The 22,366-nt window shown below is 44.8% G+C and carries 14 protein-coding genes and 1 pseudogene; 8 read left to right on the top strand and 7 right to left on the bottom strand.

The annotated features are described in order from the left end of the window. The first annotated feature begins 161 nt into the window (after positions 1-161). Both uvrA and KUG37_RS13545 read left to right on the top strand, forming a co-directional pair. Entirely contained in the window at positions 162-2,993 is a 2,832-nt protein-coding gene (gene uvrA, locus KUG37_RS13540; RefSeq protein WP_216940581.1) for an excinuclease ABC subunit UvrA, read from the top strand. Positions 2,994-3,148: 155 nt separating this feature from the next. Next, on the top strand, positions 3,149-3,655 hold the full coding sequence (locus KUG37_RS13545) for a hypothetical protein (protein WP_216938372.1): 507 nt from the start codon (positions 3,149-3,151) through the stop codon (positions 3,653-3,655). 10 nt (positions 3,656-3,665) lie between these two features. Here the strand turns inward: KUG37_RS13545 and KUG37_RS13550 are convergent, their stop codons facing one another. Together KUG37_RS13550 and KUG37_RS13555 are read right to left on the bottom strand one after the other, a co-directional pair. Continuing rightward, positions 3,666-4,133 carry an HIT family protein gene (locus tag KUG37_RS13550; protein ID WP_216938371.1) on the bottom strand — a complete coding sequence of 156 codons (468 nt, stop codon included), beginning with the start codon at positions 4,131-4,133 and terminating at the stop codon, positions 3,666-3,668. 222 nt (positions 4,134-4,355) lie between these two features. Continuing rightward, on the bottom strand, positions 4,356-6,062 hold the full coding sequence (locus KUG37_RS13555; protein WP_216940583.1) for a diguanylate cyclase: 1,707 nt from the start codon (positions 6,060-6,062) through the stop codon (positions 4,356-4,358). A 1,124-nt stretch (positions 6,063-7,186) separates the two neighbouring features. Here KUG37_RS13555 and omp33-36 point away from each other — a divergent pair. Together omp33-36 and KUG37_RS13565 are read left to right on the top strand one after the other, a co-directional pair. Then, a complete protein-coding gene (gene omp33-36, locus KUG37_RS13560) occupies positions 7,187-8,083 on the top strand; it encodes a porin Omp33-36 (protein ID WP_216938129.1) in 897 nt (298 codons plus the stop codon). Positions 8,084-8,223: 140 nt separating this feature from the next. Continuing rightward, positions 8,224-9,165 (top strand): putative porin, encoded by a 942-nt coding sequence (locus KUG37_RS13565; protein WP_216940585.1) that lies wholly within the window; start codon positions 8,224-8,226, stop codon positions 9,163-9,165. Positions 9,166-9,233: 68 nt separating this feature from the next. On the opposite strand, the gene KUG37_RS13570 is transcribed toward KUG37_RS13565, so the two are convergent. From KUG37_RS13570 to KUG37_RS13585, 4 genes are all read right to left on the bottom strand, one after another. Next, on the bottom strand, positions 9,234-11,204 hold the full coding sequence (locus tag KUG37_RS13570; protein WP_216938126.1) for a choline BCCT transporter BetT: 1,971 nt from the start codon (positions 11,202-11,204) through the stop codon (positions 9,234-9,236). 206 nt (positions 11,205-11,410) lie between these two features. After that, positions 11,411-12,094 carry an ion channel gene (locus tag KUG37_RS13575; RefSeq protein WP_216938122.1) on the bottom strand — a complete coding sequence of 228 codons (684 nt, stop codon included), beginning with the start codon at positions 12,092-12,094 and terminating at the stop codon, positions 11,411-11,413. 232 nt (positions 12,095-12,326) lie between these two features. After that, positions 12,327-14,033 (bottom strand): cation acetate symporter, encoded by a 1,707-nt coding sequence (locus KUG37_RS13580; RefSeq protein WP_216940587.1) that lies wholly within the window; start codon positions 14,031-14,033, stop codon positions 12,327-12,329. Position 14,034: 1 nt separating this feature from the next. After that, on the bottom strand, positions 14,035-14,367 hold the full coding sequence (locus KUG37_RS13585) for a DUF485 domain-containing protein (RefSeq protein ID WP_216940589.1): 333 nt from the start codon (positions 14,365-14,367) through the stop codon (positions 14,035-14,037). A gap of 182 nt (positions 14,368-14,549) precedes the next feature. Here KUG37_RS13585 and KUG37_RS13590 point away from each other — a divergent pair, with 182 nt between their 5' ends. After that, positions 14,550-18,041, top strand: coding sequence for a PAS domain-containing hybrid sensor histidine kinase/response regulator (locus tag KUG37_RS13590; RefSeq protein WP_216940591.1), 3,492 nt, complete (start codon positions 14,550-14,552; stop codon positions 18,039-18,041). 414 nt (positions 18,042-18,455) lie between these two features. Further along, positions 18,456-19,216, top strand: a pseudogene (locus KUG37_RS13595) (hypothetical protein). A gap of 80 nt (positions 19,217-19,296) precedes the next feature. On the opposite strand, the gene KUG37_RS13600 reads toward KUG37_RS13595, so the two are convergent. After that, a complete protein-coding gene (locus tag KUG37_RS13600) occupies positions 19,297-19,947 on the bottom strand; it encodes a response regulator transcription factor (protein WP_216940594.1) in 651 nt (216 codons plus the stop codon). A 376-nt stretch (positions 19,948-20,323) separates the two neighbouring features. Between KUG37_RS13600 and msuE the strand changes: the two genes are divergently transcribed. Next, positions 20,324-21,058, top strand: coding sequence for an FMN reductase (gene msuE / locus KUG37_RS13605; protein ID WP_216940595.1), 735 nt, complete (start codon positions 20,324-20,326; stop codon positions 21,056-21,058). Between the two features lie 29 nt (positions 21,059-21,087). Continuing rightward, entirely contained in the window at positions 21,088-22,206 is a 1,119-nt protein-coding gene (gene sfnG / locus KUG37_RS13610) for a dimethylsulfone monooxygenase SfnG (protein ID WP_216940597.1), read from the top strand. The last annotated feature ends 160 nt before the right edge of the window (positions 22,207-22,366 follow it).

Genomic DNA, 22,366 nt, shown 5'->3' on the forward strand with positions numbered 1-22,366 from the left:
CAGTGTGAATATTTACATAATCTGCTGCTCTGTTTCTCTATGTTGTGATGAATTGACCAATCACCGACATAACTTGACGTTTAAAATACTTTTATTTGCACTTGAACATTTTTCATCCGGTATCATATAAGGGTTTTTGATGAATATTCTAGGATCCTTGCATGAGCCAAAGCCACATCCGTATTCGAGGCGCACGTACCCATAACCTGAAAAATGTGAACCTTGATATACCACGCGACAAGTTTGTGGTGATTACGGGACTGTCTGGTTCAGGTAAGTCCTCGCTTGCCTTTGATACCTTATATGCCGAAGGTCAGCGCCGTTATGTGGAATCCCTGTCTGCCTATGCACGCCAGTTCCTCTCGCAAATGGAAAAGCCGGAAGTCGATTCGATTGAAGGCCTGAGTCCAGCCATTGCCATCGAACAGAAATCTACCAGTCATAACCCGCGTTCTACCGTGGGTACTATTACTGAAATTTATGACTATTTACGTCTGCTTTATGCGCGTGTCGGTACACCATTCTGCCCGGAACATGACCTGCCAATGGTGGCCCAAACCGTCACTGAAATGGTCGATGCGGTCAAAGCGCTGGAAGAAGGCACAGCCTTAATGCTGCTTGCACCGGTGGTACGTGAACGTAAAGGTGAATATACGGCGCTGTTTGAACAGCTGCAAAGCCAGGGTTTTGTCCGTGCGCGAGTCGATGGCGAAATCATGGAAATTGATCCACCACCCGAACTGGACAAAAAGAAAAAACATACCATTGAAGTGGTGGTCGACCGCTTTAAAGTCCGTGATGATCTGGGCAACCGTATTGCAGAAAGTTTTGAAACGGCACTGCGCCTCGGTAGCGATATCGCGATTTTATCCTGGATGAAGGATGGACATGAGGATCGGGTGTTTTCTGCCAAGCATTCCTGTCCGCAATGTGACCGTGCTGTCGCTGAACTTGAACCGCGTTTATTCTCGTTCAACAATCCTTTTGGTGCCTGCCCGGTCTGTGATGGTCTCGGCACTCGCAGTCATTTTAGTGCCGACAAACTGATTCCCAATCCTGAAGTCAGTGTCAGTCAGGGTGCCATTCGAGGCTGGGACCGTCAGCGCCCGTACTATTACAGCATGATCCAGAAAGTCGCCGAACATTTTGGTTTTTCGCTGGAAACACCGTGGAATGAACTGGATGCCGATACCAAGAAAAAATTTCTGTACGGCACCGGCAAAGAAAAAATTGATCTGAGTTATATCGATGAACGTGGCCGACGTCATAATCGGGTCATTCCCTTTGAAGGGATTTTGCCGCATCTGGAACGCCGTTACCGTGAAACCGAAAGTAATTATGTGCGGGACGATCTGGCGCAGTATCTGTCCAATGCTGCCTGTGATGCCTGTGATGGTTCACGTCTAAATGAAATTTCACGCAATGTGAAAATTCTGGACAAAACTATTGCTGATATTACCCGTATGTCGATTGGCGATGCTGAAAGCTATTATCAGGACATTCACCTGGAAGGCGCACGAGGTGAAATTGCTGACAAGATTTTCAAGGAAATCCGTGAACGTCTGCACTTCCTGGTCTCAGTCGGTCTGAACTATCTCAGCCTGTCACGTTCTGCGGAAACCCTTTCGGGTGGTGAAGCACAGCGAATCCGTCTGGCTTCACAAATCGGTGCCGGCCTGATGGGCGTCATGTACGTACTGGATGAACCTTCAATTGGTCTGCATCAGCGTGATAACGACCGTCTGTTACAGACCCTGATCCGTCTGCGAGATTTGGGCAATACCGTATTGGTGGTCGAGCATGATGAAGATGCAATTCGTGCTGCCGACCATATTATTGATATTGGTCCGGGTGCAGGTGTACATGGCGGGCATATTATTGCCGAAGGGACTTATGATGAGATCTTGGCGAATCCTGATTCTCTGACCGGAAAATATTTATCCGGTAAGTTAAAAATTGAAGTACCTAAAGTACGGATTAAACCGCCAAAACCTGAAGAACAGATCAAGCTGATGGGTGCATCTGGGCATAACCTGAAAAAAGTCGATCTGACCATTCCTTTAGGCATTATGACTTGCGTCACCGGGGTTTCCGGGTCTGGTAAATCGACCCTGATTAACAAAACCTTGCTGCCTTTGGCGGCGACCCAGCTGAATGGTGCAACGACCTTAACTGCGGAAAAGTTTGAATCCATTGATGGCTTGCAGTTCCTCGATAAAGTCGTGGATATTGACCAGAGCCCGATTGGACGAACTCCGCGTTCCAATCCTGCCACTTATACCGGTTTATTTACCCCAATTCGTGAACTGTTTGCACAAACGCAGGAAGCCAAGGCACGTGGTTATGCAGCAGGTCGTTTCTCGTTTAACGTGAAAGGCGGTCGCTGTGAAGCCTGTGAAGGTGATGGCATGATCAAGGTGGCGATGCACTTCCTGCCAGATATGTATGTACCGTGTGATGCCTGTCATGGCAAACGTTATAACCGTGAAACGCTGGAAGTGAACTATAAGGGCAAGAATATTTCCGATGTGTTGCAGATGACCGTTGAGGATGCCATGCATTTCTTCGAGGCGATTCCGGTGATTCACCGTCGTCTGGAAACATTGCATCAGGTGGGTCTGGGTTATATCCGTCTGGGTCAATCTGCTACCACCCTTTCCGGTGGTGAAGCACAGCGGGTGAAACTCGCGCGTGAACTGGCCAAACGCGATACCGGTCAAACCCTGTATATTCTGGATGAACCAACCACGGGTCTGCATTTCCATGATATTGCCAAACTGCTGGATATCCTGCATCAGCTACGTGACAAGGGCAATACCATCGTGGTGATTGAGCATAATCTGGATGTGATTAAAACCGCAGACTGGGTGATTGACCTTGGCCCTGAAGGTGGTTCGGGTGGCGGTATGATTGTCGCGGAAGGAACACCGGAACAGGTAGTGAAAGTCAAAGCTTCACATACCGGGAAATTCTTGAAAGCGTTGTTGAAATGATTGAATCCTCCCCGCCCCTCCTTTTCAAAAGGAGGGAGTATCGCATTACTAAATAAGTGGTGTTCCCCTCTTTAAAAAAGAGGGGTTAGGGGAGATTTAAAATACTAAATTTATATGCTAAAACGGTGATCCTTTCACCGTTTTTTTATTTTTAAATGAATTATATAGATGTTATAGATACGGCAATAAAAATCAGTTTAGGAGCTTTGATCACAGGTGTTATTGCCTATTTAAATCAAAAAGCAAATATCTCTGCGGCTACCACTAAAGACAAGCTTCAATTTAATAGAAATTTACTTACCCAAATCTCTACTGATATTGAAGAAATTAATCATCTCATCCTAAAAATGTGGAGTATCTTTGACTTTGAAACTAAAAAATCCATTAATAATGAAAAAGTATATGAACGGCTTGATCCTTTGAGAGGCTCTCTTTTTAATGATTTTAATCTACTGAGTAAAAATGAAGGCCTATTACTTTTACATGGCTATAACGAACAGCAAGAAAAACTAAGATTTTACGGTGAACTTTTAGGAAAGTTTAATACCTATACTTTATTCAAGAGTGAAGAAGTAAGACCCGAGACAACTGCTCAATACAGAATAAAAATTCTTGAAGCAAGAAAAGAGCTCTACAAAAGTCTTAATAAAGTAATTTATTAGTTTTATAAAATTACTCTAGTGAACGAATTGCTTCAGCCAGCTGCGCCAGTTCTTGATCATCTGCTCTTTTCGCATCATGCGATGAAATATAACCCTCATAGGCATCGAAATATTTATCGATTGAGGAATTCACAGGTTGCCAATTCTCATGTATGCCTTGGGTATGATGCATTGGAAATAACTTGGCATGCACATGATCGACGCCAAAACCTTCAAAAACCATCCCTGTTCGACCTACATCTTCAAAATAACGATCCAGCTTCAAGGCCACCTGCTTGGTATATAGCAGCAAATCTGTCAGCACCTGATCATCCAGCTCGAATGCATAGCTCGAATAATGCTGTTTTGGAATCACGACACTCGCACCCAAGGTATTGGGGAAAATGGTCAGGAAAGCCATAAAACTGGTATTTTCATCAATCAAATGACAAGGTATTTCACCTTTGACCATTTGACAGAATATGCAATTTTCACTCATTTTAAATACTCCTGAACTTTTATAATTTTTTATTTATTCTTAGCTTAGCTTAGCTTAGCTTAGCATTGGCATTGGCATTGGCATTGGCATTGGCATTGGCATTGGCATTGGCATTGGCATTGGCATTGGCATTGGCATTGGCATAAATGATACGTATGCTGTTCTATAAAAGAACATAGCTTGGAATGATTTTTTAAATTTTAAGTAGTACGCTCTTATAATTTAAACCTCAGCCACCGCATTACGTCCTTTGGCCTTTGCCACAAACAAAGCCTCATCTGCATTTGACAATAAAGCTATCCAGGATACGGCACCAATTGCGACCCCGATACTGACCGAAACCTGAATCTCATCTCCTGTTGCAGTCACAATATGACGCTCAGCCACTTCAGCGCGGATTTTATCAGCCACAATCCGCGCCTGCTGCATCTGGATATTTTCAATCAGCACCAGAAATTCATCGCCTCCATAACGCACCAGCAAATCTGTAGCACGAACATTGGCCTTTAAACGCTCGGCCACCAGTTGAATGACTTGATCGCCAATAATATGCCCATATTGGTCATTTACCTTCTTAAAATGATCAATATCAATAATCATCAAACAGGTTTGGCTCAATTGACCCGGCTGGTTTTCCAGAAATCGGATATATTCTTCCAGGGCAAAACGGTTGGATAATCCGGTCAAAGAATCGGAATGGGCAATATTCTTTAACCGGAATTCCAGGGCATCGCGTTCCTGCAACATCTGCTGCAATTTCTGAATGGCGGCAAATAAAGAATCCGAATGACTCGTTTCACGCAGCTGCATATCAATTTTTTGACGACCCGAATTTTTAGATAAATTCAATAGCAGGCGACGCGCCTGAATCAGCGGCAGAAAAACCTGTTTGCGTGCAAAGATCATGGTCGAAATGGCGGTCAGCAATGAAATCAGCGATAACAACACGCTCCAGATCAAACGCTGCATATTGCTGTTCATTTCATGAATAGCCGCATCTCTGCTGTATTGCAGCAGGTAATTTTGCAGGTCCACCACAGTCGCGAATTTATCCACGATTACTTCAGTCAATTCTGTCCCACTCAAACGGTAGTCACGTTGCTCCAGACTGTCATTGATCAGCTCACTCACAATGGGTAAGCCTTGCTGAATAAACTCGGTATCTACCCGTCGATGTAAACGGATGAATTCCTCCGTCTTGTCTTGAGCAGGTTGAATGGTATCAATCAGTGCCCACAAATAACGCACCTGATACTGGGTCTGTAAAGAGCGGGTAATATTTTCAGTGGGAAGTGGGGCCTGAAAGGTCACATGCGCCATGATGGACGACGCGACACGCCCCGCCTGATCACGTAAATCAGATAAAAATAGGATCTGACTCATATAATTTTTCAGATGAGTCGACGAGCTATCTGAAGCCACTGCCACGCCCCGCAAAAGTTCACGACAACTTTCCCAGGCAGTAAACATCGCCAGAATCGCCTGATCAAGTTCTTGCGCACTGCGTTGCTGATGCGGCATCCGGGTATAGGCATCAACCTGTGCACGTCCTTTTTCCAGGCTGATTTGAAGCTGTGAAAGTTGCTGACTCAGATCGTTAAACCCGACCTCTGCCAGTACATCAGCCGTCTGCGAAAACTGCCGGTCCACCTGCTGACGATAGCTGATTAACTCTTGTTGATGTTGGGAAAACTCTTTGACCGAACTGGACATGGCTTTATTGGCTGGTGCACGCTCACGCGAAATTTTATTAGCCAGATCAGCGACCTGCTGTAAAGCATTCAGTTGTTGATAAGTTTGTTTGGACTTTAAATAACTTTGACTGCTACTGACAATCAAGGGAATACAGATGCAGAATAAGCACAAAATAATAATCGACATCGACCAGTACAAACGTTTACTGATCCACTCAGAGCGTAATGTATTCATGCTGTTGTATTACGCCCAATATCACAAACAAATCTAAATGGAATGTTTATTATACAAATAAAATCAGATTTCCTTAAAGTCTTTAGTCTTAGTTAGCTTATGTTTTTCATGATTTTTTTATAATTTAAACTGCTTAAAATCTTTAACATTGCTCCTTTCAGACTTTAAAGCAGAGTTTTATAGCTACAGCTCAACATCAAGTCTTATCAAAATAAGAGAAATACTGACAGTTAAAAAATATAAAAACTTGCTTTCTGCACTATTTACACATGCAACAAAGAGGTGCATAATGCACCGCATTAGGGCGAGTTAAATTATTCCTCAGCAGATATTTTAGTTTCCCCGCAAATTTTGGCGAAAAAACCCCAGTTTTCTATGAAAATTGGGGTTTTTTTTAGCTATTGAATTTTAAGCTGGTATTTCTTTTTACTAAAACGCCCTATTTTGGTGCCAAAAATTTTAAGCTATTTGTTTTCATCTTTTTAAATTCAGATGCGTTAGGCTCAGAATATATTTCAAAGAAAAATTCTGGATAAAAAAAAGCCCAACCTTGGGGAAAGCTGGGCCGATAAAACAAAAATTGTGGAGAATCAGGCTAAATCACTATGAAAGTGTGAACTCAACTTGATTTTTATATTATGTAAAATTCTCCTAAAAATGTAAAGCCGATTGTTTCGGTCAAGATTATAAAACAGGCTTATCTAGCTCAAAAAACAGGCATTCACTCTGATGCCAGGCTGATTATGCATAAAAAATAATCAACTCAATCAAAGACATGATGAAATAAATATTTGGACTTTTTTGACATATTGATAAATAAGCTCACCCGCCATTAATTGTTTTTCCAAATCTATAAATTATATTTAATCGTATTAATTAATCTAAATATCGACATAATTTCTCCTTAATTTATAAGATCGGCTCTATTTTTAAATACTAGCCTTTTGTTATAGAACAGTTTTTATTTAAAATATTTTTCAAGTCTAATACTTGAATTCTACACAAAAATGATACAATTATTCAGCATAAAAAAATAGCAAATTCAATACGGATTGACTTAATAAATTGTTACAATACAATGTGTTCCAAGCTGTACACATCTTGTAACAAAAACGGTAAATATCATGAAAAAATTCGGTTTAGCCACTGCTGTATTATTAGCCATGACCGGTGCTCAAGCATATCAATTCGAAGTTCAAGGTCAGTCAGAGTACATCGACAACACTGCCAATGACAAAGATTTCACTGGTGCTGTTCAAGGTACTTACTACTTCAAAAATGTAGATGCTTCTAAAGGTCCTTTAGCTGAAGCTGCTTTCCTAAATCAAGCATCTAACATTTCTGCTGCTTATACATATGGCGAATACGATGTAGACGCTGATGCTAAAGATCAGACTTCTCATACTTTTGGTGTGAAAGGTGAAGCTTACATCCCAACTAAATTTGTTCCTGCTTATGCAAGTGCATCTTATAGCCACACCATTACTGATGGTAAAGGTGGCCAAGCGGATGACAATGGCGACCGTTATGCATTAGAAGTAGGTGTATTACCGATTCCTAATTTCTTGGTTGCTGTTGGTTATACCAGCGTTGCAGATCAAACGTCTTATGACGCTTTCAACATGTTCAACAACGGTGTTGTTAAAGCAGGCTTAGAGTCTCAAACAATCAATGGAGACCAGGATGCAATCACTGCCCGTACTAAATATGTAGGCGCGATTGACGGAACCAATATGTCAATTGGTTTTGAAAGTGGCCTAGTTTATGGTGAAGACACTGCCTACAACTTAGGTACGACTATTTTCCTTAACCCGCAATTAAGCGTAGGTGCTTCTTATATGGAGTCTAGCTTTGCAGGTTCTCCAGACAAAGCATGGGGCGCGAACGTTGACTACTTCATTACTCCTGCGGTTGCAGTTGGCGCATCTTATGTAAATGCTAACTACGAAGCAAATCTTGCTCAAAGTGCTCAAGTACGTGACACTCAAACTGTTGGCGTAAATGCTAAATTCCGTTTCTAATTTCTGATTAGACTCTGAATCGAAAAAGGACGTGATATGCGTCCTTTTTTATTCGCAATTTACTACTGATTAAAGGTTGACCTTTTAGCATTTATTCATGAAAATTCAAATGTTTTTTCATCAACTTATTTGGAATTCATATGAAAAAGGTTTATTTAGCATCAGCATTATTATTTGCTGTGACAGGTGCCCAAGCCTACCAAGCCGAAGTTCAAGGTACAGTAGGTTACTACGATGCTGAACTTAATGATGGCAACTATAATGTTGGGGTACAAGGAACTTATTATTTTAAAGATATCGACACCTCTAAAGGCCCATTAGCTGAAGCTGCTTTCCTAAATCAAGCGAGTAGTATTTCTGCAGGTTACAATTTTGGCCAGCTGACTGCCGATATTAACCAAACAATTAATGTGGGTGGCACTCCAGTTACTGTAAATGAAGAATTTGATGTAGAACAACACACTTATGGCATTAAGGGTGAAACCTACATTCCTACAAGTGTAGTGCCGGTGTATGCAAGCGCATCTTATAACCACTCTAAAACTGACGCTAAAAACGATTTCACTGCTTTAATTCAAAATGATGATTCTGGTGATCGCTATGCACTTGAGCTTGGTGCTATGGTTTTACCAAACTTCCTGATGGCGGTAGGTTATACCAATATTGCTGCTAGACAATCCTTAGATACTTTCAACATTTTAAATAATGGCTTGATGAGCGCTACGATGGAAGCGCGCGCTATTGGTGACAAGAAAGATGCAATTACAGCACGTACTAAGTATGTGGGTGGAATTGACGGTACCGATATGGCAATTGGTTTCGAAGCTGGTTTAGTTTCTGGCGAAGACACTATGTATCAACTGAAAACCAATCTTTATTTAACCCCTAAACTTGGTCTAGGTGTTTCTTATACAGACGGCAGCTACAAGAGCGCTACCGTTCCAACATCTGCAGTTGGCGTGAATGCGAGTTATTTCGTGACTCCAGCTGTATCACTCGGTGCAAGCTACGTTTATGCTGATGGTGAATACGGCGCCAATGATGCACACCTCGGTGCTGTAAATGCTAAATTCCGTTTCTAATTTCTGATTAGATTCTGAATCAAAAAAGGACGCAATATGCGTCCTTTTTATTGTTTTATGAAGTAGTTTTACTCGGGTGTGCGTACCAGACTTAAAAAGTGCAAATGGCGTTCATATTGATCAATGATGTCCTGAAGCAGATCTTCCTGTGTCCATTCCATCACATCATAGCCCTGCCCGCCTTCTCTTAAAAAAACTTCTGCCTGATAAGAGTCTGCACCGGCATTTTCCAGCCCTGCCATAAAGCTTGGACTCAAAGTCTGGGTTGCATTGACCTGATAGATAAAATTAATTTCATCCTGATGATCGACACGAAGCTGTATACCCTCTTCTAATGGACTAATCGTCACTTGTAATCGACGCCGTCTCAATTCACTTTGAAAACTGATAAATGCCTTATTCACTGTAGTGTGAATATACTGCTGCACTTCTTCCCGAGTATGCGGATAATGCATGATCAGGCCTAACCGCTGTTGCCAGCTGCGTGGATTCTGGATGGCGCGCGGGGTAATCCGTGCTGCTTGCAGTGCATGCATTTTGGTAACATCCAGATGCAGGGCTTTGATTAATCCCCAGCACATCAGTAGCATAATCATGGTAAACGGCAAAGCACTCATGATCGTGGCAGATTGCAGGGCCTCTAAGCCACCCGCCAGCAAAAGGATAATGGCCAATACAGCCATGAGTACGGTCCAGAACAGACGCTGCCAGATGGGTGAATTATCGCTTTTTGCTGTCAGATAATCAGCCACCAATGCGCCTGAATCGGCAGAGGTTACAAAGAACAGCATCACCAGCAAAGTCGCAATGATACTGGTCACTGAACTGAAAGGCAGATGATTGAGAAACTCAAACAGGGCAACCGAAGAATCTCGCTGAACCGCTTCCAATAAGCTGGTATTGGCTTCATGCATAATGCTATACAGCGCGGCATTGCCCATAAAGCCCATCCAGATCAAGGTAAATCCGGTCGGAATCAGTAGGACGCCCACGATAAATTCACGAATACTCCGCCCTTCCGAGACCCGGGCAATAAACATTCCGACAAATGGAGACCAGGAAATCCACCAAGCCCAGTACATGATGGTCCAGCCCCCAATCCAGCCACTTGGCTGATAGGCATACAGATTAAAGGTCATGCTAAACAGATTAGAGACATATTGACCGGCATTCTGAATAGTCGTCTGTAACAGGTAAATACTTGGACCTGCAACAAAGACGAAAATGAGGAGTAACAGCGCCAAAACCAGGTTTAATTCGGCCAGACGCTTGATACCTTTATCCAGTCCAAAAAATACTGAGGTCGCCGCCATGGCACTGACCACAATAATCAGAACGACCTGGGTACTTGGCCCCTGTTCAACCCCAAACAAATAGTTCAAACCTGAATTGATTTGTGTGACCCCGAAACCAAGCGTGGTGGCTACACCGAATACCGTACCAATGGTGGCAAAGGTATCGACGCCATCGCCTATCGGACCGTAGATTTTTTGACCAATCAGCGGGTACAAGGCCGAACGAATTTTTAAGGGTAACTGATGCCGGTAAGCAAAATAAGCCAGAGACAGACCAACAAGCGTATAAATCGCCCAGGCATGCAGGCCCCAGTGGAAAAAGGTGACCCGCATAGATTGCTGGGCAGCCAGCACAGTTTCAGGTTCACCGGCAGGTGGCGTAACATAGTGCATCACTGGTTCAGCCACGCCAAAGAACATCAGGCCAATCCCCATCCCTGCAGTGAATAACATCGCAAACCAGGAGGCACTGCTATATTTCGGCTGACTATGGTCGGGTCCCAGCTTGATTTTGCCCATGTCCGACAGGGCAATATAAACGAGCAGGATAAGAAATATCGCCACCGACAATACATAGAACCAGCTAAAGGAACTGGTAATCCACTGGTTCATTTGCTGGGTGAGAAGCGAAAAAGCATCGGGCGCAAATACGACCAAAGCTAAAAATATCGCAATAATGCCTACCGTACTGATAAACACATTTGGATTGATATTGGAAAACCAGGCCGGTTTTGTGGAAGGCATACATCCTCCATTTTAAAAAAATTGGATCGACAAACAGCGTCAAATAATTATTGGTAAGGTCAAAATGATTAGACAGATTCATTCTATGGGAGCTAGATCTGCTGCTATTTTAGGATGGGACACCAAATAAAGCCGTTAAGTTACTGTAACAAATACAATAAAAGGATCCGCTTTATTACTCTGGCGGATTTTCTGGGTTTTTTGCGTTATTTTTTATGTGGCAGACGTGAGATATATTGCAAGGCAATTAAGCGTGACACAATCAGCGCCAGATACATCACCCCGACAAACATCTGGATAATGGCCAGCATCCGTGCAACCGGACTGACCGGCATGATATCGGACAGTCCTGTGGCAGACTGTACACTGAAACTGAGAAAAATCAGATCCAGCCAGGACTGATAGGCTCGCAGATCGGGATCCGAAAAGCTGTAAGGTACCAGGAGCTGACAAATACTGTAGAGAAAGGCAAAACCCCAGGCGAGCAAGGTAAATACCGCTCCAGCGGCAAAGAGTTCATCCTTGGTCAGATAGCGATCATGAAACATATAGCGTAGCAGGCCATAGGCTGCACTGAAATAAGCACCGGCTTCAAACAGATTGGCAGTGACCTGTATCCAGGTATAACGCAGCCCGAGCACAATCAGGGAGGAAAATAAAATCGCGCCAGCGACAAAGCTGAGTCCTAAAATGGTAAACATCGGGGTCTGGCGAATGACTCTGGCAATCACCAGTAAAACCAGGACACCGAGCACCCAGATTCCCGCTCGGTAAGACACACTTTCATAACTCAAGACGGACAAGAGCAAGATCAGTAATTGCAGGCACAACAGCCAGGCTGAAGGCAGATTGGTAAAGCTGTTCCAGAACTGCTGCAAAGTTTGCTTCATAATGCCCTTTTTGTTGCTGTCTTCATGTAGGGAACACATTGTTATTGTTAGCAGCTTTAACATAGCACGCTCACAGCAACCTGCAGATATGCGATTTGTATGAAAATTACTGAAATAGCACGATACGACTCTGGTTCATCCAGTCCAATACGGCACTTGTTTTAAACAGAAATGTACTCAATAGCCCATAAAAAAAGCCCCTTACGGGGCTTTTTTTAGCTTAGAGCAAATCTTAGTGATCAGATGCGCCCGAGATACCAATACCGGTTTGTGAACGTACAAACTGGGCATCAAAGGCTTTGCGTTCGGCCTGAGCCTGTGCCGAATTATCCGTCACAGAGAACAACCAGCAGCAGAAGAATGACAATGGCATCGCGAAGATTGCAGGGCCATTGAACGGGTTCACTGGTGTATCAGAAATACCCAGAGTATCTACCCATACTGCTTTAGACAGCACAATTAAGGTTACTGCGGTCACCAGACCTGCCACACCGCCTATCACTGCACCACGTGTCGTCAAGCCTTTCCAGAACATAGACAATACCAGTACCGGGAAGTTCGCACATGCTGCAACCGAGAATGCTAGACCCACCATGAACGCTACGTTTTGTTTCTCGAACAGAATCCCGAGAATCATCGCGAAGATCGCAAGACCTAAAGTCGCGATTTTAGACATGCGTAGTTCAGATTGCGGCGTAGTTTGGCCTTTCTTCAAGACGTTGGCATACAAGTCATGCGAGATTGCTGACGCGCCTGACAGGGTGAGACCTGCTACAACTGCAAGAATCGTGGCAAATGCAACTGCAGAAATGAAGCCCATGAACAGGTCACCGCCTACTGCATCAGACAAGTGTACTGCCGCCATGTTATTACCACCAACCAGCTCCAGTTTGCCAGTTACTGCCATTTTCGCCACATCAAGGAATTGCGGGTTATTCGATACATACAGGATCGCACCGAAACCAATGATGAAGGTGAGCAGGTAGAAGTAACCAATAAAGCCTGTTGCGACAACCACTGATTTACGTGCTTCTTTCGCATCTTTCACTGTAAAGAAGCGCATCAGGATGTGTGGAAGACCTGCCGTACCAAACATCAATGCCAGACCTAAAGAGATCGCATCAATCGGGTTAGATGCCAGACTACCTGGCCCCATGATCTTGGTGGCATCTGTCAGGCTCAAGTCATGCACTTTCGCGTAGACATCAATTGCCTGTTCAAACATGTTGGTAAAGCTGAAGCCCACACCTTTCATGACCATAAATGCCATAAAGGTTGCACCAGACAATAACATCACGGCTTTAATGATCTGTACCCATGTCGTTGCCAACATGCCACCAAACATCACATAGGCCATCATCAGTAAGCCAACAATGACCACTGCAAAGTTATAGTTCAGACCGAACAGTAATTTGATCAGCTGACCGGCACCCACCATCTGTGCAATCAGGTAAAACGCCACCACAACCAATGAACTGATGGCTGCCAAGGTACGTACTGGTTTTTCCTGTAAACGAAAAGACACCACGTCGGACAGGTTATATTTACCCAGGTTACGTAGACGCTCTGCGATCAGGAATAAAACGATCGGCCAGCCCACCATAAAACCGAGTGAGTAGAGCAAGCCATCAAAACCAGACAGGAACACCATCGCGGAAATACCCAGGAAAGATGCAGCTGACATATAGTCACCGGCAATCGCTAGGCCATTCTGGAAACCGGAAATACCACCGCCGGCAGTATAGAAGTCTTGGGTATTGGTGGTTTGTTTTGCCGCCCATTTGGTAATAAACAGCGTTGCCCCGACGAAAATCACAAACATGATAATGGCAGACCAGTTGGTTGCCTGCTGTTCTGCTGCACCCAGATCAGGTCCAGCCAGTGCCAAACCTGAAATCATTGTAGTGGCAGCAAGGGCGATAAGAGAATTCCATTTCATCTTAATGTGGTCCTTTTTCATGGGTAATGGCTTCGACTTCACGCATGGCTTCTTCGGTCAGTTGATCGAGCGTATGATTGGCAATGTAGGAATACACGCCACACAAGATAAATGACAGGACGATAATGCCTAGACCCAGTGGAATACCCCAAGTCGTCACACCACCTGAAAGTGAAGACAATAGAAATTCTTTGTTATAGCCAACAAGCAACATGAAGCCCACATAGACAAATAGCATAATGCCGGTCAACGTCCAGCTGAGTATACTTTTCTTCCTGACCATTTCCTTGAATTTTGGATTTTGTAGAATTCGATCTACTTGTACCTCATCCATAATTACTCTCCTGTAGCCCAACCTTGGGCTGACTATTTTTTAATTCGAATTATCACTATTGCAAATTAACAAGAATCGTAGGTGCTTGTAATTTAGACTTTGGTCGTTAAAAAATGATCAATTTAAACTGTAGCGTTCACGATGCGTTATCATAGCGGCATGCTCAGTACACATCAGGCTATATGAACAGTTGGCTCATCATAGGGGTACTCGCCCTCTATATCGCATTACTCTTTATCTGCGCTTTTTACGGGGAAAAACATGCCAGCCGGCTGAGTGCCCGTGGGCGCATGCTATTGTTTAGTTTAACTTTAGGGGTGTACTGTTCATCCTGGACCTTTTATGGGGCTACCGGTGCTGCGGTACGTGAAGGAATTATTTTCCTGCCGATCTATCTGGGCCCGCTGTTATTCGTTGCCGTGGGCTATGATATCTGGCGCCGTCTGGGACGGGTACGCCAACATCATGCAATTTCCTCAATCGCGGACTTTGTCGCTGCACGCTATGGCAAAAGTGGCCCACTGGCATCGCTGGTGACCATTCTGGCAGTGGTGGCGATTGTGCCTTATCTGGCCTTGCAGTTACGTGCGATTGCCCTGAGTGCCGCGGTCATTCTGGAACCTTCTGCAGGCGTGACCGGCACGACCAATGGCGTGCTTTTCCTGACCGGCGTTCTGGCAATCCTGGCAATGATGTTTGGTACCCGGCAGATTGCCAATACTGAACAGCATGGCGGCCTGATGCTGGCCGTGGCATTTGAGTCCTTTGTAAAGCTCTTTGCCTTACTGGCTGTGGCCTGCTTCTTCATGTTTGAAGCACCAGGAAATATGGCACAGATCAGTAACGATATCAGCACCACTTTTCATGAGGTGCAACTGTTTGGCGTGCCGCAAAGCTTCTGGATTCAAACACTGTTGGCGGCACTGGCCATTATCTGCCTGCCGCGCCAATTCCATGTGGCTGTGGTTGAACTGCGCGATGAAAAACATATCCGCGGTGCACGGCGCTGGTTCGCAGTTTATTTAATTCTAACCACCCTGGCAATTATTCCGATTGCCAGCTGGGCATTGCATGCCGCACCACAATATCTGGCGATTCCAGATGTAGCAGTTCTGTCTTTGCCACTCAGCTATAATCAGGACTGGCTCACTTTACTTGCATTCTTGGGCGGTTTTTCTGCCTCTACCGGAATGCTGCTGGTGTCTTCGGTGGCACTGTCGATCATGCTCAGTAATGACCTGATTATGCCGGCACTGTGGCGTTTCAAACTGATTTCACGGCATGATAAACGCTTGCCACTGGTACTCAAATTTACCCGCCGGGTCAGTATTTTGGCCGTGATGTTGATGGGCTTCCTGTTCTTCAATTTCTTTAATGACATTAATCAGCTTTCAGTCTTTGGCCTGTTGGCCTTTAGTGCGGTGGCACAATTCGCCCCTGCCCTGATTGGTGGCCTGTACTGGCGTGGTGGCAGTAAACAGGGCGTCTATGCCGGACTGCTGACCGGTTTTGCCTTGTGGGCTTATACCCTGCTGTTTCCAACCATTTTGCGCAGCTTGCCCGAAGCCTATAACAGCTTTAGCCAAAGCCTGCTCAATGAGGGTCCTTTTGGCTGGAACTGGTTACGACCGGAAGCCCTGATCGGTTTCGAGTCTTTTGATCCACTGACGCATGGAGTGGTTTGGGCGCTGGGTTTAAATACCCTGCTGTATATCTGGATCTCCCGCATTTTCCGTCCGAGTGTTGCCGAACAGATTCAGGCCGAGAGTTTCTTCTATTATGAAACCAAGCCACTGCCATCGCAGAGTCCTTCTACTGACGTTAGCTATTCCCATCAGGATGTCGCCCGTTTAAAAGTCGGCGACCTGATTACCCTGGCCAAGCGAATTACCGGTGAAGGCCCAACTACACGTGCTTTCCAGCAGTTCTGTACCCAAAACAGTGTCGAGCTGAATGAAAACAGCAGTGCCAATGGCATGTGGTGGCGTTTTACCGAACAGTATCTGGCCGGGACCATCGGGGCAGCTTCGGCACGTACCCTGCTGACCACTGCCATGGTCAACAATGGCCTGGCCCTGGGTCAGGTCGCCAATATTCTCGATCAGGCCTCGCAGTGGCAACGCTTTAATCAGAACCTGATCATGACCATGATTGATCACATGACCCAAGGGGTCAGCGTGGTCGATGAAAACATGTGTCTGGTGGCCTGGAACAATCAGTATCTGAAACTGTTCGATTATCCGAACGATATTGTCTATGTCGGCTGTCCGATTGCCGACCTGATCCGTTATAACGCCGAGCGTGGTGAGTGTGGTCCGGGGTCGGTCGAAGAACATGTACGGAAACGGATTCACTGGATGCAGGTCGGCAGTGCACATGAATTTGAACGGATTCGTAAAGATGGCCGGGTGATTCAGATGCGTGGTAATCCGATCGAAGGGGGTGGTTTCGTCACGACTTTCGCAGATATTACTGCCTTCCGTGAAAATGAAGCCGTGCTTGAAGCCCGGGTTCAGGACCGGACCCAGCAGCTGGCCGATGCCCTGTCCGAGCAGCAACTGGCGCGTGAACAGGCAGACAAAGCCAATATGTCAAAAAGCCGCTTTATTGCCGCCGCCAGTCATGACCTGTTGCAGCCAATGCATGCTGCGCGTCTGTTCAGTACCGCACTTGAACAAAGCGTGCAAAATGACGAAGACCGCAAAACCTTGCAGCAACTGGATCGTGCCCTGCACGGTGCTGAAAGCATGCTATCTGCGCTGCTGGATATTGCCCGACTGGAAGGCGGTACCATTCAGCCGAAACGTCAGGCCTATCCATTGCATGACCTGCTCAGTGACCTTGAACTGCAATTCAAATCGATTGCCGCACAACGTGGCATTAAACTCAGTGTGCATGATGCACAGTTCTGGATTGATACCGATCCGCAATGGATTCGCCGGATTATCCAGAACTTTGTCAGCAATGCACTGCGTTATACAGCCAAAGGGAAAGTGGTGGTCGGTGTATTGCGTTCCAGTAGCAAGCCGAATCATATCCGCATTGGCGTCTGGGATACCGGCCCGGGGATTGCCGAAGAACAGCGCATCAAGCTGTTTCAGGAGTTTGAACGCTGTGGCCATACCTCCCCTTGGGGTGAACAGGGTCTTGGTTTAGGTCTGGCAATCGTACAACGTATGACCAGCATGCTGGATTATCCGGTCTATGTATTTTCCGAGCTGGGCCAAGGTTCCTGCTTTATGATTGAAGTGCCTGTGGTTGAAGCACCTAAAGTCGTGGCAGCACCGGTTCAGGCAGTTCCGCTAAAAACCAAAGCTTTTAAAATCCTGTGTCTGGACAATGATGAAACCATTCTGGAAGGGATGTCGACCTTATTGACCAAATGGGGCTATCAGGTGTTTAAAGCCACCGAACCTGAGCAAGCAGCAACGCTGATTCAGCAGGAAAATATTCAGGTCTGGCTGATAGATCAGCATCTCAATCAGGACAAGATCGGTTTGGACTTTATTCTGGAGCATCGTCGCAACAACATTCCGGTTGCCTTGATTACGGCTGACTCCGATCCGGAATTGCCGCAGCGCCTGAAAGAGCTGAATATTGTTCTGCTGAAAAAACCACTGAAACCGGCATCATTACGCTCATGGTTATCTGGACTGAAAATTTCCGATTCCTAAGCCGATACTGACCTGATCCATGCCCATTTCAAAGCTTGAAATGGGCATTTTTTTATACTCAACTGCTACATAGAATTACCTGAATTGCAGAAAATTTTTTCTCATATGCTAAAAGCAGCAAAAATCCCGATAATAACGCTAAATAAATTGACCAAAATGATCATTTTTTAATTCACTATGGCAAAAACTGACGAATGTATTAAGGGACATGCGTACACTTGGTTACAATTATTTATCCTAATGTTTTTTATAAAAATTAAAGGGTAATTTTTCACTGCTATAACTTTAGTCGTATTTTTACCCCCTGCACTTGGCCCTAAAAATAGAGGAATAAGAAACGATCAGTTTCCATTCCATGCATGCCTTGATTGTTTTGGTTGCTGATCTATTTCTGCCTATCGCGGAGTTCTTCAGATGAACATAGATCAAAACCATGACCTGAATCAGACCCAGCAGTTTCACCGCAATATGGTGCCAATGCCTTATTGCCAAGCATTGACTGGGCACAGGTCTTTAAATACAGCAAACTGAATGATGCACAGCATCAGGCACTAGAAACGCTATATCAGAGTGCAGTTCCACTGGCACTACAAGTCTTTGACGAATTACATTTTGATGTCTTTGAACCTTATGCCTATAAGCCGCAAGGTCTGGGCCTGTTTGAACGGATTGCCGAGCAGGAGGACAAGCTGATTCAGTCCTTAGAAGCTGAGGCAGAGGATCTTCCGGAAAAAACCCGTCATCAGATCTGGAGCATGTTGCTGCGTGGCGGCGCTGTACTGGTCTTTAAAGCCTGGCTGGGTAAAGTCAAAAATGAAGAAGATTGCCTGGACACCAGCCAGTTTGACGAGCTTTCTGATCTGTTATTTATCAAAACCTGTCCCCATGAACTAGCACAGCGCCTGCGTGTCGACCCAAATGCGCGCGATGATCATATCTTCCTGATGTATGACAATGAGGTTTATCTGGACCGTTTTAACAGTCTGGAAACTGCAGCGCTGTTTGTGGATCTCGGTGTTTATGATGCGACTTTCCTAAGCCTGCGTGATGATCGCGTAGCGGAATATCTGAAATCCAAGGGTTATGTCACTGAAGACCAGATTGACGAATTGCAATGTGCCTTGAATCCGCTGTTTTGTGATGATTTCACGCGTAAACAGGATTATATCGCCTAGCCGGTTCAGGTCTTTTCCCTCAATTTTTCCCATAAAAAAAGACCTCTAGGGAGGTCTTTTTAAATTCGGATATACAGAACTTACATTCTCCGGTCTTCAATATTCAGCGCACTGATTGCCAATACCGCTTGCGTGCGGTTCTGTACCCCGAGTTTACGGAAAATCGCAGTGACATGCGCTTTAATGGTCGCTTCTGATACGTCCAGCTCATAAGCAATCTGCTTATTCAATAAACCTTCAGCCACCATCATTAGTACCCGGAACTGTTGCGGCGTCAAAGACTGGATCCTTTCTGCCAAAGCTGTTTCATCGGCAGCACGCGGATCAAAGTTCATATTGGCTGGCAAATTTGGCGGTAACCAGATTTCACCTTCCAGCACTTCACGAATCGCTTCACCGATATGGCTTGGGTGTGCAGATTTAGGAATATAACCCATCGCACCATGCGCAATGGCACGCTGGATGATGCTAACCTCTTCATGGGCAGACACGACAATAATCGGTAAAGACGGATATTGTGCACGCACATGGACCAGGGCAGAAAAGCCAGACGCACCCGGCAAGTTTAAATCCAGGAGCACAAGATCAGGCTCAGGGCCATTTTCTAGACGTTCATAAAATTCATTGACTGCCGCAGTTTCATGAATCTGGGCTTGTGGCAAACTATAACGTACAGCTTGAATCAAGGCATGACGAAATAGTGGATGATCATCAACGATTAAAATATTCATAGGCAACGTGTGAGAGATCTTGGCACGGTAGATCCTATTCTAACCACACAACCCGGTTAAGGATATGCAAGACACTACAATTTTTAAAATAATATGCAGTTTTTCTTTTAAATGGCCCATTTTTGCGGTATTTCAATAATTGTTTAATTCTCATCACTTTTTTATATATAACGTATTCCTGACTTAAAAAGCTTATCTATATTCAATATAAATATAAATATCATAAACTTATATTTAAGTTAATACTTATAAACCAGGCTTTTTTCGTATATCGAAAAATCAGATAACTTTTCAGCTTTTCGTTATTTTACAGTCCTGCGCTGAATCGGGGTTAATAGGATCATTCCGAGATTACCCCTATTTTCAGGTTCCAAATATGTCTAATTCTAATACGCAAAAACCCTTAAATATTGTTGCCGTATCTGGCGGTTTAAATCATCCGTCTAAAACAGAAGCCTTGGTTCAGGCCATTATTGATGAACTGGGTGAAGCCACACCAATTCATGTACATTTCATTAAATTCAGCGAAATTGGTCCGCTTCTGGGCGGTGCGATTTATCGCAATCAGTTACCGCAACGCGTTCAGGATGATCTGGCGGCAGTAGAAGCTGCAGATGCACTGATTGTCGGTACGCCAGTCTACCGCGCTTCATTTACCGGCCTATTTAAACATTTCTTTGATTTTGTCGAGCAAACTGCACTGGTTGATGTCCCGGTACTTTTAGCCGCTTCAGGTGGCAGTGACCGTCATGCGCTGGTTCTAGAACATCAATTACGTCCATTATTCAGCTTCTTCCAAGCTCAGACTCTACCGATTGGCGTCTATGCGACTGATCGTGATTTTACCCCTGAATATACCATTCATAGCGAATTGCTCCGCGATCGCATTACTCTTGCAGTAGCACGTGCCCTACCTATTCTGGAATGGGCACCAGCCAAGGGACAGCGTGCTGAAGTGATTAAAGAAAAAACCCAGCAGGCCAATCAGAACCTGGGTATCAATAAACAAATCGAACAAGAAGAAGTATTGCCATCTGCAGCCGTCCCTAGCCTGAATGCAGCAGAATCTCGCTTGCACAGCAAGAAATCACCGCAGACTCAGGTTGCCTGATCAGCGCTTTCTACTTTGAGGGTTTAGATATGTCACAACAACAAGTACAGCCAGACAACGACATCAAGTTTGCTTATTGGGTACCGAATGTGAGTGGCGGCTTTGTCGTCAGCACGATCGAACAGCGTACCGACTGGAGCTATGAATATAATGTCCGTCTGGCACAGGCAGCAGAAAATAGTGGTTTTGAATATGGCCTCACCCAGATTCGTTTTGCATCAAGCTATGGTGCAGAAAACCAGCATGAATCCGTCAGTTTCAGTCAGGCATTGCTCGCACAAACCAGCAAGATCAAGTTAATTGCAGCAATTTTACCCGGGCCGTGGAAACCTGCGCTTGCGGCAAAACAGTTGGCCAGTATTAACCAGCTCACGAATGGCCGGATTGCCATTAACGTGGTGAGTGGCTGGTTCCGTGGCGAATTCGATGCGATTGGTGAAGAATGGCCAGAGCATGACCAGCGTTATGCCCGTTCAGAAGAGTTTATTCGCAGTTTGCGCGGGATCTGGAATACAGATAACTTTAATTTTGATGGCAAGTTCTATCAATTTAAAGATTATACCTTACGCCCACAACCGCTACCGGATAAACCGGTCGAGATTTTCCAAGGCGGAAGTTCACGTGCGGCGCGCGATATGGCTTCACGTGTTTCAGACTGGTATTTCACCAATGGCAACACGCCTGAAGAGCTGAAAAAACAGATTGATGATCTTCGTGAAAAAGCCAAAGCCAATAACCATTCTGTGAAAATTGGGGTTAATGCTTTTATTATCGCACGTGATACTGAAGAAGAAGCCAAAGCAGTTCTACAGGAAATTATTGATAAGGCAAATATCAAGGCAGTGAAAAACTTTGGTGACGCGACACGTGAAGCAGGTGCATCTACCACTGAAGGCGAAGGCAACTGGGCAAAATCAACTTTTAAAGATTTAGTCCAGTATAACGATGGTTTCAAGACCAATTTGATTGGTACACCACAGCAAATTGCTGAACGTATTGTGGTGTTAAAAAATATTGGGGTCGACCTGGTACTTTCTGGCTTCTTGCACTGTGTTGAAGAAGTCGAATATTTTGGAGAAAAAGTGTTGCCATTGGTACGTGAGCTAGAAGCACAACAACAGCAGGTTGTGCAGGCTAAATCCGCTTAAGTCTAAGTGGTGCTTACGCCCCAAATACTATAATAACCCGAATCGCGGATAAGAAATTGACTTGAAAAATAAGAGGACTAGAGCCATCAGTTGAGTTACCACACCAAACTCACAACTCTAGTCCTGATGTTCAATAGTACCGAATTATTCTGCGTAATTG

Origin of the sequence: Acinetobacter sp. BY419, from assembly GCF_019038395.1 — a bacterium.
In the GTDB taxonomy this organism is placed as follows: Bacteria; Pseudomonadota; Gammaproteobacteria; order Pseudomonadales; family Moraxellaceae; genus Acinetobacter.